The organism is Nonomuraea sp. NPDC026600 (assembly GCF_040638335.1).
Taxonomy (GTDB): Bacteria; Actinomycetota; Actinomycetes; order Streptosporangiales; family Streptosporangiaceae; genus Nonomuraea.
In genome coordinates this window covers 148,866-166,596 of sequence record NZ_JBEZYD010000009.1, presented here as the reverse complement: position 1 = coordinate 166,596, position 17,731 = coordinate 148,866, and the positions used below count along the sequence as shown (strand labels likewise).

The following is a 17,731-nucleotide window of genomic DNA, read 5'->3' as shown; positions in this document are numbered from 1 at the left end:
GGCTTACCTCCGGGTCGGGGAAGCCGCCCGCGCCGCCTTGTGGCGGGCGACCAGCTCTTCGAGATCACGTACGCCGTCGTGCGGGGTCGGCGTCTCCGCCATGTCCCGCTGAATCCGAGCCGCGTTCTCCCGGAATGTCCCGTCTTCCAGCAGCCGCAGCAGCCCGGCGCGCAGTGTCGCCGCCGAGAGCTCATCGGGCTCGATGAGCAGACCCACGCCCTGCAGGGCCAGTTGCCGGGCCATGCCCCCCTCGTCGTAGAGCTGGGCGGGGATGATGAGCTGCGGCACACCGTGGACGAGGGCCGTGCCGGTGGTCCCGGTGCCGCCGTGGTGGACGACGGCCGAGCAGCCGGGCAGCAGGGAGTTCAGCGGGACGAAGTCCACGATCCGCACGTTGTCCGGAACCTTCGTATCGTCGAGCTGGTTCGCGTTCAGGGTGGCGACCACCTCGATGTCCAGGTCGGCCACGGCCTCGAACAGCTCGCTGGGCGTGACGCTGCCACGTCCACCCCAGACCTCCCTTCCGGACACCCCTAGGGTGAAGCAGATCCGTCGCCGCGCCGGCGCGTCCTTGAGCCACGCCGGGAAGGTCGCGGGACCGTTGTGGGGGACGAATCGGATGGGCAGGTAGTCGTGCTCGACGGGGAAGCGCAGCCAGGCCGGCATGGAGTCGATCGTGGCCTGGCCGAGGAGCAGCTCCTCGTCGAAGTCGCAGCCGTACTTCGCCAGCTTCGGTGTGATCCAGTCGGCCACCGGGTCCTCGCGCGGATCGCCCGGCCGCTGTGCGCGCAGCCTCAGGAACAGCGAGCGCATCCGCGCCCAGTGATCTCTGCCGAAGGTCGTCCGGACCTGCGCCGCGCCGCAGGCCCGGGCGGCCACGGGGCCCGGGAAGGTGATGGCGTCCCAGACCACCAGGTCGGGCTGCCAACTGCGGCAGAACGCGACCAGGTCGTCGTACATGGCGTCGTCGGTGATGAAGTCCAGTGCGAGCGGCGAGCAGAAGGCGGCCAGGCAGTCTCTGACGTACTCATACGTGAGCACCTCGGGCCGTTCCTCCGCGATGTCGAATCCGGAGCCGTAGATCTGCCGATCCATCGGCGTTTCCGCCAGCCGCTCGGCCATATCGGCCGTTCTGCCGACCGATAAAGCGGTCAAGCCGGTCTGGGTAATCGCGTCGACGATGTCCGGCTGGCCGGCGACGATTACTTCATGGCCGGCCGCTTTCATCGCCCAGGCGATGGGGACCATGAGAAAAAGGTGCGCGTTTGCCGCGTGTTGAGTGAACAGAACACGCATGACAATTCCTCCAAATGATTTATCGTGTCAATTGGACGCTACCTATGCGCGCATGACCGCCCGACCCCTAGGGGACCCCTCACGCTCCCCTGTGCGGGGCCGGATCATCGCCCACACCGGAGAGAGGGTCGCCACGAGGGCGGAGAGCGTCGTGGAGCAGATCACGGCGAGATAGACCCAGGCCGGCCCGTAAGGCATCGGCGAGCCGTTCACCGCTATGGCGAACGGAATCAGGATGGGAGCGACCGCCGCCGTGCCGAGGACGACGCCGACCGCGGCGACCACCATGGCCTCGATCCCCACCATCCGCAGGATCTGTCCGCGGGTGAAGCCGATCAGGCGTTGAAGGCGGAACTCCCGGCGCCGCGAGGCGGCCCCCATCGCCTGGGCGCTGATCACCGAGATGCCGGCGAAGATGATGACCACTCCGGTGAACAGGTAGTTGATCCAGGCCCGGGTCCGCTGCTGCTCGGCCGAGGTCGTGGACAGCCCGCCGGCGTCGCTCACCCGCACCGTGGGCAGGCGGCCCACCGCTTCGGCCAGGTCGGATCTCAGCCTCCACTGGTCGCCGCCCGGGGCGGCACGGACGAGGATCTGGGTCGGCAGCCCGGCGGTCGTGTGGGCGGCGAGCAGCGTGGCGGGCAGCAGGATCACCTCGCCGCCGGGTCTGTCCGCGAGCAGTGCGACGACCCTGAGCTCCGCCTCGGCGCCGTCGCCCAGCCGCATGGTGATCGCGTCGCCGAGCCCCCGGCCGAGGTGCCGGGCGTGCTCCCGGGTGAGTGCGACCGAGTCGCCCCGCAGGGCGGTGAGCGTGCCCGCGGTGAGGGGGAGGTCCGTGACCCCGGCCGCGCCGTCGGCCGTGAGGCCCAGGAGCGGCCAGCCGTGCTCGCCCTGCCAGCCGTCGTACGGGCTCTCGACGAACCCGCTGCTGCTCGCCAGCTCCGAAGCGGCCATGACCCCCGGGACGGAGCGGACCCGGCCGAGCAGGCCGGGGACGAGCCCGCCCGGCCCGGCGGTGATCACGGCATCGGCCCGCAGGTCGTCCATGCGGACCTGCCGCGCCTGGTCGGCCTGCGTCATCTGGAGATAGATGTTCGCCGTGCTGATCCCGGTCGCGAGCATGATGGGCAGGACCGCGGCGGCCATGCCGAACGGCCGTGCGCAGCTGTTGAGCAGGGCCAGGCGGCCGATCGTCCTGGGCCGCGCCCGCACGGCCCTGCCGACCAGCCCGGTCATCGCCTTCGTCATCCTGGAGGCCACCACGGCCACGCCGAGGATCACCACGATCGCGGCGAGGCAGGTGATGCTCACGGCGGACGACCGGATCAGCAGCATGCCCGAACAGATCGTCGTGCCCACCACGCCGAGGCAGATCAGGGCGAGCGCCGAACGCGCCCGGTCGAGCCCGTGGTCCTGCGGCGGGGAGCTGAGAACCGTGGCGGGCCGGGGCCGCGCGGCCCGCCAGACCGGGAAGAACGCGGCCGCCAGCCCGGCGCACAGGCACACCGCGGCCGCGCCCACGGCGGGGAGCCAACCTGGGTCGAAACGCATGGCCGCGGGCACGACCCCGTCGCGCACCAGGTGCCAGAACAACCAGCCGCCGAGATGGAAGCCGAGCACGGAGCCCGCCGCCGTCGCGGCCACCGAGACCGTCGTCACCTCGCCGAACATCATCAGGCGGATGCGCCGTGCGGACGTGCCCATCGCGTGCAGCAGCGTCATCTCCGGCGCCCGGTGCTCGACCAGGAGCCTCATGGTGCTGACCAGGACGAGCATGCCGACCAGGAGCGTCGTGCCACCGATCAGGCCGGCGACGGTGACCAGGTTGTCCCGGCCGGCGCGCGCCTGCGGGAACTCGGCGAGTCCGCGGTCGTCCCCGGTGAGCGTCACCGCGGACTGGCCGCGCAGGGCGGCGCGTACCCGGTCCGCGAGCGTCTTCTCGCCCGTCCCGGCGACGGGGATCACCGCTATCGCGTCCACCGAGTCGGGATGGCCGGACAGCCGCCGCGCGTCGGCCGGCGCGAAGAACAGCGCGGCCGCCGTGGCCGTACGTCCCGCCGCCGGGGCGACGACGCCGGTCACCCGGAAGACCACGACGGTGCCGTGGACCACGAGCTGGACCTGCCGGCCCACCTGGCTGCCCGACCGCGCGGCGAATGCCGCGTCCAGCACGACGTCTCCGTCCGCCACCGGCGCGGTGCCGGCCTGGAGCTCGTACGGCAGCAGCCCCGCGGACGTCCATTCGTGCCCCGCGCCCCGGGGCGCGTCCCCGCCGAGCAGGGTGACGGGGAAGGAGACGTCACCGATGGTGTCGGCGACGCCGGGCACCGTCCGCAGGGTCGCGACAAGGGAGCGTTTCAGCCGTACCGTCTCGGACAGGCTCGCCCATTCGGCGTCGTCGCCGCCGGGCTCGGCGTCCGGCAGCCGGTACGACGGGTCGCCCGCGACCACCACCGTGGCGCCGGCCAGCCGCTCGGGCGGGAACGCGGCCCGGATCCCCGCCGCCATCAGTCCCGCGCACGCCGCCACGATGGTGGCGGCGGCGAAGACCGTGGCGAGCACGGCCGAGTACGCGCCCCTGCGACGGGTCAGGGTGCGCAGGGTCAGGCGCCACATCAGGACGGCTCTCCCCTGTCCCACATCGCCAGGTGGGCCATCCGCTCGGCCACCGCCTTGCTGGGCGGGAGCGTCAGCTCGTCCACGACCCGGCCGCGGGAGACGAAGTAGACGTGGTCGGCGTAGGCCGCGATCCGCGGATCGTGTGTGGCCACCACCACGGTCTGTCCCGCCGCCCGCACCGACTCGCGCAGCAGGCCGAGCACCCGGTCGATGTCGTGGGAGTCCTGCGCGCCGGTCGGTTCGTCGGCGAAGATCACGGGCGCCCGGCCGACCACGGCGCGGGCGACCGCCACCCGCTGCTGCTCGCCGAAGGACAGCTTGTCCGGCAGGTCGTGCAGGCGGTCCGCCAGACCGATGTGCGCGATCACGCTGTCGAACAGCGCGGTGTCCATGCTCCGGCCCGACAGGTGGAGGGGCAGCGCGATGTTCTCCGCCACGTCCAGGGCGGGCAGCAGATTGGGCCCTTGGAAGACGAAGCCGAGCCGGTCTCGCCGCAGCCTGGTCAGCGACGCGTCGTCGAGGTCCGTGAGCTCCTCGCCGTCGAGGAACACCGATCCCGAGGTCGGCCGTTCCAGCCCCGACGCGCATCGCAGCAGCGTGCTCTTACCGGATCTCGACGGCCCGATGATCGCGGTGAGCGCGCTTTTTCCGCAGCCGATGGTGACGCCTTCCAGCGCCGCGAGACTACCCGTCCGGGTGTTGTAGGTTTTTCGCACGGAGGTTAACCGTACGATGTCGTCTTGGCCGCTCCTCTGATTGTCTCCCGGTCTGCTCATGGAACGGATGGTAATCTCCAGTCCATATTCGGCGCATCGGCCTGAAGGGCCATTCAGGCCCTCCTCTTCAGGGATGGTTCGGTGGCATGAACGGTACTCGGGACGGAAAATCTCGCGTTTTGTCGGTGCCCGTGACATGTCCTCAGAATTCTTTGTCGAGAATGTTGAAAAGTTCTTCCGCGCTGGCCGATTCAAGTCTCGGCTCCGCCGGGTCAGCCAGCGTCCGGCCGTGCGCCTCGGTCCATTTCGCCGTGAGGGCCTTGAGCCGGGCGGTGATCCTCGCGTGCCCGTCGGGGTCCGGTACGAGGTTGTCCAGCGCGTGCTCGAGCTCCGCCAGTTCGGCCTCCAAGGGTTCGGCCGCCGCCTCGTCGTCGCCGAGCAGTTCGGTCTTGATGTAGTCGGCCACCGCGGCCGGTGTCGGGTAGTCGAAGACGAGCGTGGCGGGCAGGCGCACGTCCGCCGCCGCGCTCAGCCGGTTGCGCAGCTCGACGGCGGTCAGCGAGTCGAAGCCCAGCTCCTTGAACCCCCGCACCGGATCGACGGGGTCCCCGGTGGCGTGGCCGAGCACCGCGGCGACGTGGGTCCGTACCAGGGTCAGCAGCAGACGGTCACGGGCCGCCCTGGACAGCGGGGTCAGCTGATCCGCCAGCGAAGCCGGGGCACTGACCTGGGCGGTGGCGGGCGCCCGGCTGATCGGCGCGGTGACCAGGCCACGGAGCATCGCCGGCGGCCCCTCCTCCCGCGACCGCGTGGCCGCGAGATCCAGCCGGATCGGCACCAGCGTGGCCTCGTCGCGCGCGAGCGACTCATCGAACAGGGCCAGCCCCGCCTCGGCCGACAGCGGCAGCAGGCCCGAGCGGCGCAACCGCCGCAGATCGGCCTCGCCGAGCTGGGCGGTCATGCCGCCGACCTCCGGCGCCCACATGCCCCAGGCCAGCGAGACCGCCGGCAGACCGGCCGCCCTGCGGTGCGCGGCCAGCGCGTCGAGGAAGGCGTTGGCCGCCGCGTAGTTGCCCTGCCCGGCGGCGTCGAGCGTGCCGGCCGAGGAGGAGAAGAGCACGAAGGCCGACAGATCGCCATCTTTGGTGAGCTCGTGCAGGTGCCAGGCGGCCTCGGCTTTGGGCTGCCAGACCGTGTCCACCTGCGCGGGCGTGAGCGAGTCGATGACGCCGTCGGCCACGACGCCCGCCGTGTGCACGACCGCGGTCAGCGGCCGGTCCGGCGCCATCCGGCCGAGCAGTGCGGCCAGAGCGTCCCGGTCGGCGACATCGCAGGCCGCGACCTCGACACGGGCGCCCTGCTCGGTGAGCTCCGCGCGCAGCCGATCGGCGCCCGGGGCGTCCAGACCTCTGCGGCCGACGAGCAGCAGGTCGCGCACGCCGTGCTCGGCGACCAGATGCCGGGCCACCAGCGCGCCGAGTCCGCCCGTGCCGCCGGTGACGAGCACGGTGCCGGGCCGGTCGAGCGGCGTCGGGACGGTCAGCACGATCTTGCCGATGTGCCGGGCCTGCGCCATGTACCGGAACGCCTCCGGCGCGCGGCGCAGGTCCCAGACCCGGGTCGGCAGCGGTTCGAGCACGCCGTCCTCGAACAGCGTCACCAGCTCGGTCAGAATCTCCCTGGTCCGGTCAGGTCCGGCGTCCGAGAGGTCGAAGGGCGTGTAACGGACCCCGGGCGTGATCGTGTCCGGGGAGCGGAGGTCGGTCTTGCCCATCTCCACGAACCGGCCGCCCTCAGCCAGCAGTCCCAGCGAGGCGTCGATGAACTCCCCGGCCAGCGAGTTGAGCACCACATCCACCCGGCCGAACTTCTCCGCGAAGTCCAATGTCCGCGAGGAGGCCACATGCTCCTCATCCAGGGTCAACGCTCCCCACTTGCCCGCACTCGCCGTACCGAACACCTCCGCGCCCAGCCAGCGAGCGAGCTGCACCGCCGCCATCCCCACCCCACCGGCAGCTGCGTGAATCAGCACCCGATCCCCCGACCGCACTCCGCCCAGATCGACCAGGCCGTAGTAGGCGGTCGCGAACACGGCCGGCATCGCGGCCGCGGTCACGAAGGACCAGCCGGCCGGCATGTGCGCGATCATCCGGTGGTCGGTCGTCGTGTAGGGCCCGAAGCCCTCCTCGAACAGCCCGAGCACCCTGTCGCCCGGGGCGAACCCGGTCACACCGGAGCCGACCTCGACGATCACGCCGGCGCCCTCGGTCCCGAGGGACGCCGGGCCGGGGTACATGCCGAGGGCCATCAGGACGTCGCGGAAGTTCAGTCCACCGGCCCGCACCGACACCCGTACCTCGAACTCGCCCAGGGGCCGTCGGGCCGCGTCGCAGACGGCCGCTTCCAGGCCGTCGATCGTGCCCGGCCTGGTGATCTCCAGACGCCAGGACTCCGCACCGGCCGGCGGCTTCAGCAGGCCGTCGTCGTCGGTCCTGGTCAGCCGCGGCGCGCGGGCCTCGCCCTCGCGCAGGGCCAGCTCAGGTTCCTGACCGGCCAGTACGGTGGGCAACGCCCGGTAGGAGGCCTCCGTGCCGTCCACGTCGATGAGCAGGAACCGGCCGGGGTTCTCGGCCTGCGCGGCGCGTACCAGACCCCAGACGGGCGCGTGGACGAGATCGGGGGCGTCGTCATCGGCGGTGGCGCGCACCGAGCCGCCGGTCACGATCGCCAGCCTGGCGCCGGCGAAGCGCTCGTCGGCCAGCCAGTCCTGCAGCAGGGCGAGCGTACGGCCGGTCACGTCGCGGGCGGCCGCCGAGAGGTCGGCCGACGCGGACTCGAACCCGGCGGAGACCAGCACCACCGCCGGCGTGACGCCCAGCGCGGCCAGCCCCACGGCGGTGCGCACGGGCAGTCCCGCGGAACGCAGGGCCTCGGGCAGCTCGTCATCCTCGGCGCCGAGGACCGCCCAGTCGTCCCAGGGGGCGCCGGTGGGCACCGGTGTCCACGTCACCTGGTACGGCGAGGCGCCGGCCCCGTTCCGGCCGGCGCGGAGCCCGGCGCCGGAGACCGGCCGCATGGCCAGCGAGCCCACCGTGGCCAGTGGCGCGCCTGTGGCGTCCGCCACGCTCAGCAGGGGGGAGCCATCGGCGGACACCCGTACGCGGGCGGCAGCGGCGCCGGTCGCGTACAGGCTGACCTCGCTCCAGGTGAAGGGCAGCTCCACCTGCTGGTCCCCGGCCACCTCGGCCAGCCCGATGGCGTGCAGCACGGCGTCGAACAGCGCCGGATGCAGACCGAAGCGGCCGGCGTCCGCGGCCACGGCGTCGGGCAGCTCGACGTCGGCGAACACCTCGCCGTCGCGCTGCCAGGCCGCGCGCAGTCCCCGGAAGGCGGGTCCGTATGCCACGCCTTCGCCGGCCAGCCGCTCGTAGAGTCCGCCGACGTCGATGGGCTCGGCGCCGGGTGGCGGCCATTCGGCCAGGTCGAAGGCGGGCTGTTGCGCCCCGGCGGAGAGCGTCCCGGTCGCGTGCCGGATCCAGGGCCGCTCGCCCGCGGCGGCCCGCGAGTACACGGTCAGCGTACGGCGGCCCGAGTCATCCGCGCCGGAGACGATCACTTCGATCGTGACGGCGTCCCGCTCCCCCAGCACGAGGGGGGTCTCCAGGGTCAGCTCTTCCACGAGATCGCAACCCGCCTGGTGGCCGGCCGCGACGGCGAGCTCGACGAAGGCCGTGCCCGGCACCAACACGGTGTCGAGGATCCGGTGATCGGCCAGCCAGGGGTGAGTGCCGAGCGAGAGCCTGCCGGTGAACAGCGATCCACCGGTGTCGGGCAGCTCGACGGCGGCGCCCAGCAGCGGGTGATCCGCGGCCTCCAGCCCGAGCGAGGCGGGATCGCCGCCGTGGTGGGCAGACCGCAGCCAGTAATGGCGGCGCTGGAAGGCATAGGTGGGAAGGTCCACCGCCCGCCCGGCGCCGTCGAAGAACGCGTCCCAATCCACGTCCGCCCCCCGCGCGTACGCCCGGCCGAGTGCGGCCACCAGTTGCCCGGCCTCGTCCCGATCGCGCCGCAGCACCGGCACCGCCACCGGCGCGGGCCCCTGCTCCTGCACCAGCCCCGACAGCACGCCGTCGGGACCCAGCTCCAGAAGGGTCCGCACGCCCCGCTCGCGCAGGAAGGCGACACTGTCGGCGAACCGCACCGGCTCTCGCAGGTGCCGCACCCAGTACTCGGCCGAGAACTCCCGTACCGGCTCGCCGGTCAGATTCGACACCACCGGAATCTGCGGGACACCGTACGCCAGCCCGGCGGCCACCTCACCGAAGGCGCTGAGGATCGGCTCCATGCGATGGGAGTGGAACCCGTCGCTGACCCGCAGCCGCCGGCACCGCACCCCGCGCCGGGCGAACTCCGCCGCCACCCGCTCCACGGCGGGCTCGTCGCCCGAGACCACGACCGAGGCCGGCCCGTTCACCGAGGCGATCGCCACCTCGGACGGTTCGAACATTTCAGACAGCACGTCGGACACGGTCCGTTCTCCCGCCCCGACCGCGACCATCGCCCCACCCGCGGGCAGGCTCCCCATCAACCGGCCCCGGGCCGCCACCAGCGCGCACGCGTCCTCCAGGGACAGCACCCCGGCCACGTGCGCCGCCGTCAGCTCACCCACCGAGTGACCCAGCAGGTAGTCGGGGACCACGCCCCATGACTCCAGCAGCCGGTAGAGGGCCACCTCTACCGCGAACAGCCCCGTCTGGGCGTACAGCGTCCGATCCAGGAGCTCCGGCCGCCCCCACATCACCTCGGTCAGCGGCACGTCCAGGTAGCGGTCCAAGCCCGCGGCCACCGCCTCCAGGTGCCCCTTGAACGCGGGGAACGCCCTGGTCAGCTCCAGGCCCATCTCCGTCCGCTGACTTCCCTGGCCGGTGAACATGAACCCCAGCCCACCGAGTCCTTCAGGACCGGTCACGACGTCGACCGGCTCAGCCCCCGCGGCCACCCGCGCCAGGCCCGCCACCAGTTGCTCCCGATCGGCCGCCACGACCACGGCGCGATGGCTCAGCAGGGGACGCGTTCTCACCAGCGAATGACCCACCTCCGCCGGCCCGGCCACCGTGGACCCCGCGACGAAGTCCCGCAGTCGCTCCGCCTGCGCCCGTACGCCGTCCGCACCGCGACCGGAGACCACCACGGGCACCGGCACGTCAGCAGGAGCCGGCGCGTCATCCGGAACCGGCTCCTCGGCGGGAACGCCCTCGACCACCACATGCGCGTTGGTCCCGCTGATCCCGAACGACGACACTCCCGCCCGGCGCGGACGGTCGCCGCCGGGCCAGGGGGTCGGCTCGGTCACCAGCGACACCGCGCCCGCCGACCAGTCCACGTGCGAGGACGGGGAGTCGACGTGCAGCGTCTTCGGCAGGACGCCGTGCCGCATCGCCATGACCATCTTGATCACCCCGGCGACACCCGCCGCGCACTGGGTGTGGCCGATGTTGGATTTGACCGTGCCCAGCCACAGCGGCCGATCGTGTGGACGGTCCTGTCCGTAGGTGGCCAGCAGCGCCTGCGCCTCGATCGGGTCCCCGAGCGTCGTGCCCGTGCCGTGGCCCTCGACCGCGTCGATGTCGGACAGGCCGAGACCGGCGTTGGCCACCGCCTGGCGGATCACCCGCTGCTGGGAGGGCCCGTTCGGCGCGGTCAGCCCGTTGCTGGCCCCGTCCTGATTGATCGCACTGCCCCGTACCACCGCCAGCACCCGATGACCAAGGCGCCGCGCATCCGACAACCGCTCAAGCAGCAGCAGACCCACACCCTCGGCGAACGCCGTGCCATCCGCCGCATCGGCGAACGCCTTACAGCGCCCATCCCGCGCCAACCCCCGCTGCCTGCTGAACTCCACGAAGATCTCGGGCGTGGACAGCACGGTCACACCGCCGGCGAGCGCGAGCGTGCTTTCGCCGCGACGCAGCGACTCGCAGGCCAGGTGCATGGCGACCAGGGACGACGAGCACGCCGTGTCCAAGGTCATGGCGGGCCCCTCAAGGCCGAGCGCGTAGGCGACGCGGCCGGACATCACCGAGCTGGAGTTGCCGGTGATCAGGTATCCCTCCACCTCCTCGGGCAGGGGCCCGGTGCCGTAGCCGGTGGCGGAAGCACCGATGAACACGCCCGTCTGACTGCCCCGGAGGTCGCCGGGGTCGATACCCGCGCGTTCGAGGGTCTCCCAGGAGGCTTCGAGCAGCAGCCGCTGCTGCGGATCCGTGGCCAGGGCCTCGCGGGGCGAGATCCCGAAGAAGGCCGCGTCGAACTCTCCCGCCTCGTACACGAACCCGCCCACCCGCACATAACTGCTGCCGGCACTCTCGGTGTCAGGGTCGTAGAGCCGCTCCAGGTCCCAGCCCCGGTCGGCGGGGAAGTCCGACATCGCGTCCCGGCCCTCGACCAGCATGCGCCACAGGGCCTCCGGCGAGTCGACGCCACCGGGATACCGGCAGCTCATCCCGACGATGGCGATCGGATCGTCGTCGAGCGGCGCGGCGGGCGCGGCGACCGGCGCGGCCGGCGACTCCGCGCCGAGCAGCTTGCCCTTGATGTGCTGGGCGAGTACGGCGGGCGTCGGATAGTCGAAGACCAGCGTGGCCGACAACCGCAACCCGGTGGCGGCGTTGAGCCGGTTGCGCAGCTCGATGGCGGTCAGCGAGTCGAAGCCCAACTCCTTGAACGCCCGGCCGGCGTCCACCGAGGCGGCGTCGGCGTGGCCGAGCACGGTGGCGGCCTGCGCGCGGATCAGGGAGACGAGCACCTGGTCGCGGTCGGTCTCGGGCAGCCCGGCCAGTTGCCGCTCCAGAGCGGAGCCGGCACCGCCGGGTACGGCGCTCGCGGCGACGTTCCGCTGCGCGGGCGTGTGGACCAGGCCGCGCAGCAACGGCTGCACCGGGGCGGACTCGCGGCGCATCGCGGTGAGGTCGAGGCGGATCGGCGCCAGCAGGGCCTCGTCCACCGTCAGGGCAGCGTCGAAGAGCGCCAGCCCCTCCTCGGACGAGAGGCCACGGGCGCCCGACCGCTCCATCCGCGCTATGTCAGCGTCGCGCAGGTGGGCGCTCATGTTGCTGCGTTGTTCCCAGAAGCCCCAGGCCAGCGACACCGCGGCGAGGCCGTGCGCGCGCCGGTGCGCCGCCAGGGCGTCCAGGAACACGTTCGCCGCCGCGTAATTGCCCTGCCCGGCGTCGCCCAGGACACCGGCCGCCGAGGAGAACAGCACGAACGCCGACACATCCAGGTCCCGGGTCAGCTCGTGCAGGTTCCACGCTCCGGCGACCTTCGGCCGCAGCACGGCGTCCACGCGCTCCGGCGTCAGCGAGTCCAGTACCCCGTCGTCGAGCGCTCCGGCGGCATGCACCACCCCGCGCAGCGGCGCCTGCGCCGAGACCTCCGCCAGCACCTCGGCCAGCGCGCCCCGGTCCGCCACGTCGCAGGCCGCGACGCGTACCCGCGCGCCCAGTCCGGACAGCTCCTCCATCAGGTCCGCCGCACCCGTGGCCGACATCCCCGACCGGCTCACCAGCAGCAGGTCCCGCACCCCGTGCACCGTCACCAGATGGCGCGCCACCAGCGCGCCCAGGCCGCCCGTGCCGCCGGTGACGAGCACCGTCCCGCCGCCGCCGAACGTGGGCGGCATCGACAGCACGATCTTCCCGGTGTGCCGGGCGAGCGACATGAACCGTAGCGCCTCCCCGGCCCGCCGCACATCCCAGACCCGGACGGGCGGCAACTCCAGCACGCCCCTCTCGAACAGCGCCAGCACCTCGGCGAGCTGGTCGCGCAGGCGGTCGGGGCCGGCCTCCATCAGGGAGTAAGGGAGGTACCGCACGCCCCCGGCGACCTGTCCGGGTTCGCGAACGTCGGTCTTGCCGATCTCCAGGAACCGGCCGCCCTCGGACAGCAGTCCCAGTGAGGCGTCCAAGAACTCGCCGACCAGTGAGTTGAGCACCACATCCACGGAGCCGAACTTCTCCGCGAAGTCCACTGTCCGGGAGGAGGCCACGTGGTCCTCGTCCAGGGTCAGCGCTCCCCACTTGCTCGGGCTCGCTGTGCCGAACACCTCGGCGCCCAGCCAGCGGGCGAGCTGCACCGCCGCCATGCCGACCCCGCCGGTGGCAGCGTGGATGAGTACCCGGTCCCCCTCGCGGACTTCGGCGAGATCGACCAGGCCGTAGTAGGCGGTCAGGAACGCCACTGGGACCGACGCCGCCTCCGCGAACGACCACCCAGCGGGCATGGGAGCCAGCAACCGCCGATCCGTCACCCCCACCGGACCGAACGCGCCGTCCAGCAACCCCAGCACCAGATCACCGGGCACCAGATCGGCTACCCCGGCTCCCACCTCCAGCACCACACCAGCTATCTCGCCGCCGATGGGCTCGCCGTGTTCGGGCACCATGCCGAGGGTGACGACCAGGTCCCGGAAGTTGAGACCGGCCGCGCGTACCGACACCCGCACCTCATCCGGCCCGAGCGGGCGGCCCGCCTCCGGGCACGGGACGAGTGACAGGCCGTCCAGGCTGCCCTTGATCGCCGCGTCCAGGCGCCATTCCGGGGCGCCCGCAGGGGGTGCCAGCGTGTCGTTGGTGGCCGCGCGGGCCAGCCTGGGCACCAGCAGTTCGCCGGCTCGCAGGGCGAGCTGCGGCTCGGTGAGCGCCGCGAGCATGGCGGGCACGGGCACGTCGGAGTCGTCGAGATCCAGCAGCATGAAGCGGCCGGGGTGCTCCGACTGCGCGGACCGCAGCAGGCCCCACACCGGCGCGTTCGCCAGATCCCGTACCTCCGCGTCGGTCCCCGCCGCCACCGCGCCGCAGGTCACCACGACGAGCCGCACCGAGGCCAGCCGCTCGTCGGCCAGCCAGGCCTGTACGAGCCCCAGCGCCCTGTGCGTCGCCGCCCGCGCGCCGCCCGGAACGTCGCCGCCCATGAAGCCGCCCGCCCCGGAGCCCTGCGACCCGAAGCTTATGAACACCGTGTCGGGGAGCCGATCCGATGAGATCAGCGCGGTCAGGTCCGCGAACTCGGCGCTCGCGACGCCGGCCCGGCGCAAACTGTGCGGGTCCGGCCCGAGTACCGCAGCACCCCCGGCCGCCGTCACCGACGGCAACGCGGGCACCGCAGAGGAGGCGGGCGCCACGGAAGACGCGGGCACCACCGAAGACGCGGGCACCACCAAAGACGCGGGCACCGCGGTCCACGTGACGCGGAACAGCGAGTCGCCATGGGCGACCGAAGCGGCGGAGAGCTGCTGTGCCGAGGCCGGACGTGAGACCAGCGAGCGCACGGTGGCGACGGGCACGCCCGAGGTGTCGGCCAGCCACAGCGACAGGGCGTCGGGCCCCGCCGGAGACAGCCGGACCCGCACGGCCGAGGCGCCCGTGGCCCGGAGGGACACGCCGGTCCAGGCGAAGGGCAGGCTCAGGCGCTCATCGGCGGCGTCCAGCAGCGACCCCGCGTGCAGCGCCGCGTCGAGCAGCGCCGGATGCAGGCCGAACAGCTCGGCGTCACGCCGCGCCTGCTCGGGCAGCGCGACCTCGGCGAAAAGCTCCTCACCACGCCGCCACGCCGCCTTCAGCCCCTGGAACAACGGACCGTAGCCGTAACCGGCCTTGGCGAGCCGTTCGTACAGGCCGTCGAGGTTCACGGAGGTGGCTCCGTCCGGCGGCCACTGGGCGAGGTCGAAGACCTCGGGCGCGTCGTCGGCGGCCACGTACCCGCTCGCGTGACGGGTCCACGGCGCGTCGGCCGGCGCGTCCTCCATCCGCGAGTGCACGCCGATCCGGCGGCGCCCCGCGTCCTCCGGCGCTCCGACGGACACCTGCAGCCATACGCCGCCCCGCTCGGGGACGACGAGCGGGGCCTCCAGCGTCAGCTCCTCCAGCAGGCCGCAGCCGACCTGGTCGCCCGCCCGGATGGCGAGCTCGACGAAGGCGGTGCCGGGCAGGAGCAGCGTGCCGGCGGCGGCGTGGTCGGCCAGCCAGGGGTGGAGCTGGACCGAGAGCCGTCCGGTGAGGAGCGCCCCACCGGACTCGGCGAGTGTCACGGCCGCACCCAGCAGCGGATGGCCGGGGGCGGTCAGTCCCGCCGAGGCGACGTCCCCGGCCGAGGTCCGGTTCTCCAGCCAGTAGTGCCGGCGCTGGAAGGCGTACGTCGGCAGATCGACCTGGTTCGCGCCGGTGAGCAGGCTGTCCCAGTCGACGGGCACGCCGCGTACGTGCGCCGCCGCGACCGAGGCCAGCACCCGCCGCAGATCGCCTTCGCCACGGCGCAGGGTGCCGGAGGCGAACGCGTCGGCCCCGGCCTCGTCGATCGTGTCCTGCACGCTCATCACGAGCACCGGATGCGCGCTCATCTCCAGGAACGCGTCGTGTCCCCGCGCGAGCAGCCCCTCGATCACGGCCTGGAACTCGATCGGCTGACGGGCGTTGTGGAACCAGTAGTCGGCGGTCAGCTCCTCGGTGTCCAGCACCCCACCCGTCACGGTGGAGTAGAACGGCACGTCTCCCACGGTCGGCGACACGCTCGCGAGCATCTGCGTCAGCTGCTCGCGTAGCGGGTCGACCTGATCGCAGTGGGAGGCGACGGTGCTGGCCAGCAGGCGCGCCCGTAGGCCGTCCGCCTCGCACTCGGCGACGAGTTCGGCCAGGGCGGCTTCGTCGCCCACCACGGTGCACGACGACGGGCCGTTCTTCGCCCCGATGGACAGCAGTCCCGCCCAGCGGGCCAGCCGCTCCTCCACCGCACCGGCCGCAGCGCCTATCGCGGCGATTCCGCCCCGGCCCACCAGGCGCTCGGCGAACAGGCGGCTGCGCAGCACGATCACGCGTACGGCGTCGGCCAGCGACAGGCCGCCGGCCACGTAGGCGGCGGCGACCTCGCCCTGCGAGTGGCCCACGACGGCGGCCGGCCGCACGCCCAGCGACTCCCAGAGGGCGGCCAGCGACACCATCACCGCGAACAGCGCCGGCTGGACGACGTCGAGCCGCTCCAGCGAAGGGGCGCCCGGCTCGCCACGCAGCACATCGAGCAGCCGCCAGTCGACATAGGACTCGATCTCCGCCGCGCACTCGTCCATGCGCCGCGCGAAGACGGGGGACGAGTCCAGGAGCTCCACCGCCATGCCCGCCCACTGCGAGCCCTGGCCGGGGAAGATGAAGACCGCGCGGCGCTCCGCGGTGGCCTCGCCCTCGATCACGTCGGCGGCGGGCTCGCCTTCGGACAGAGCGGTCAGCCCGGCGAGCAGTTCCGCCCGGTCTCCGGCGACGACCACCGCGCGGTGTTCCCAGCTCGAGCGCGAGGTCACCAGCGAGTGGGCGACGTCGGCCAGTTCAAGGTCCTCGTGTTCCGCCAGATGGGTGGCCAGCCGGGCGGCCTGCGCGCGCAGCGCCTCCGGCGCCTTCGCCGACAGCACCATGGGGACGACGGCCGGGGGCGGACCGCCGTCCCCGTCCAGGGTGGCTTCTGGCGGCGGCTCCTCGAGGATCAGGTGCGCGTTGGTGCCGCTCACGCCGAAGGACGAGACGCCGGCTCGCCGCGGCCTACCGTTGGCGACCCAGGGCCGGCTCTCGGTGAGCAGTTCGACCGCGCCGAGCGACCAGTTGACGTACGGCGACGGCTCGTCCACGTGCAGGGTGCGGGGCAGCGTCTCGTGGCGCATGGCCATGGCCATCTTGATCACACCGGCCACGCCGGCGGCCGCCTGGGTGTGGCCGATGTTCGACTTGATCGAGCCCAGTCTCAGCGGCCCGCGTTCGCCCCGGTCCTTTCCGTACGTGGCCATCAGCGCGTGCGCCTCGATCGGGTCACCCAGCTTGGTGCCGGTGCCGTGCGCCTCGACCACGTCGACCTCGGCCGGTGACAGGCCCGCGTTGGCCAGCGCCCGGCGGATCACCCGTTCCTGGGAGGGACCGTTCGGGGCGGTCAGGCCGCTGCTCGCGCCGTCCTGGTTGATCGCCGACCCCCGGATGACCGCGAGCACGGGGTGGCCCCGGCGGCGCGCGTCCGACAGCCGCTCGATCGCGAGGATCCCGACGCCCTCGGAGAAGCCGGTGCCGTCGGCGGAGGCGGCGAACGCCTTGCAGCGGCCGTCCGCGGCGAGCACCCGCTGCCGGCTGAACGCGGTGTAGGTGCCGGGGGTGGACATCACGGTCACGCCACCGGCCAGCGCGAGGTCGGTCTCGCCGTTCCGCAGCGCCTGGCAGGCCAGGTGCAGGGCCACCAGGGAGGCGGAGCAGGCGGTGTCGACGGTGAGCGTGGGCCCTTCGAGGCCGAGGGCGTAGGCGATCCGGCCGGACACCACGCTCGGGGCGTTCCCCGTCACGAGGTAGCCCTCGATCTCCTCCGGCGCCTTGTCGAGCCGGGGACCGTAGTCCTGCGGCTCGGCGCCGATGAACACGCCGGACTGGCTGCCCCGCAGCGAGCGCGGATCGATGCCCGCCCGCTCGAACGCCTCCCAGGAAGCCTCGAGCACCAGGCGCTGCTGGGGGTCCATGGCGACGGCCTCACGCGGGTTGATGCCGAAGAAGTCGGCGTCGAACTCACCGGCGTCGTGCAGCCAGTGCCCCGACCGGACGTAGGTGGCGTTGGGCGCGTCCGGATCGTCGTCGAACAGCCGGTCAAGGTCCCAGCCCCGATCCACGGGGAACCCGGTGAGGGTCTCCCCGCTCTCGGCGACGAGCCGCCACAGCTCCTCCGGGGAGGTGATCCCGCCCGGATAGCGGCAGCCGATGCCGACGACGGCGATCGGCTCATCCCGGCGGGCGGCCGGGTGGACCTCCGCGGCCGCCGCGTCGCCCAGCCCGAGCACCTCGGTGAACAGGTAGTCGACCACCGCGTCGGGGGTGGGATGGTCGAAGGCGATGGTGATCGGCAGTTCGGCGCCGACCGCCTGGGCCAGACGGTCGTGCAGCTCGACGGCGGCCAGCGAGTCGAGTCCCAGTTCCCTGAAGCCGCGCTGGGGGTCCACCGCGTCGGGGGCATCGGGGAACACGGTCCGCAGGACCTCGACCGTCAGGTCGTTCACCAGGTCTGCGAGGAAGCGACGCTGCTCGCTCAAG

4 protein-coding genes are annotated in these 17,731 nt (G+C 72.8%); all 4 read right to left on the bottom strand.

Going from position 1 to position 17,731, the window contains the following annotated elements; genetic code table 11:
* Positions 1 to 3: 3 nt before the first annotated feature.
* Positions 4 to 1,296 carry an activator-dependent family glycosyltransferase gene (locus tag AB0F17_RS22530; protein ID WP_358025860.1) on the bottom strand — a complete coding sequence of 431 codons (1,293 nt, stop codon included), beginning with the start codon at positions 1,294 to 1,296 and terminating at the stop codon, positions 4 to 6.
* Positions 1,297 to 1,338: 42 nt separating this feature from the next.
* Positions 1,339 to 3,912 carry an ABC transporter permease gene (locus tag AB0F17_RS22525; protein ID WP_358025858.1) on the bottom strand — a complete coding sequence of 858 codons (2,574 nt, stop codon included), beginning with the start codon at positions 3,910 to 3,912 and terminating at the stop codon, positions 1,339 to 1,341.
* Positions 3,912 to 4,631 (bottom strand): ABC transporter ATP-binding protein, encoded by a 720-nt coding sequence (locus AB0F17_RS22520; protein WP_358025856.1) that lies wholly within the window; start codon positions 4,629 to 4,631, stop codon positions 3,912 to 3,914. Before AB0F17_RS22520 ends, AB0F17_RS22525 begins: the two co-directional genes overlap by 1 nt.
* A 202-nt stretch (positions 4,632 to 4,833) precedes the next feature.
* Positions 4,834 to 17,730, bottom strand: coding sequence for an SDR family NAD(P)-dependent oxidoreductase (locus AB0F17_RS22515; protein WP_358025854.1), 12,897 nt, complete (start codon positions 17,728 to 17,730; stop codon positions 4,834 to 4,836).
* Position 17,731: the final 1 nt, after the last annotated feature.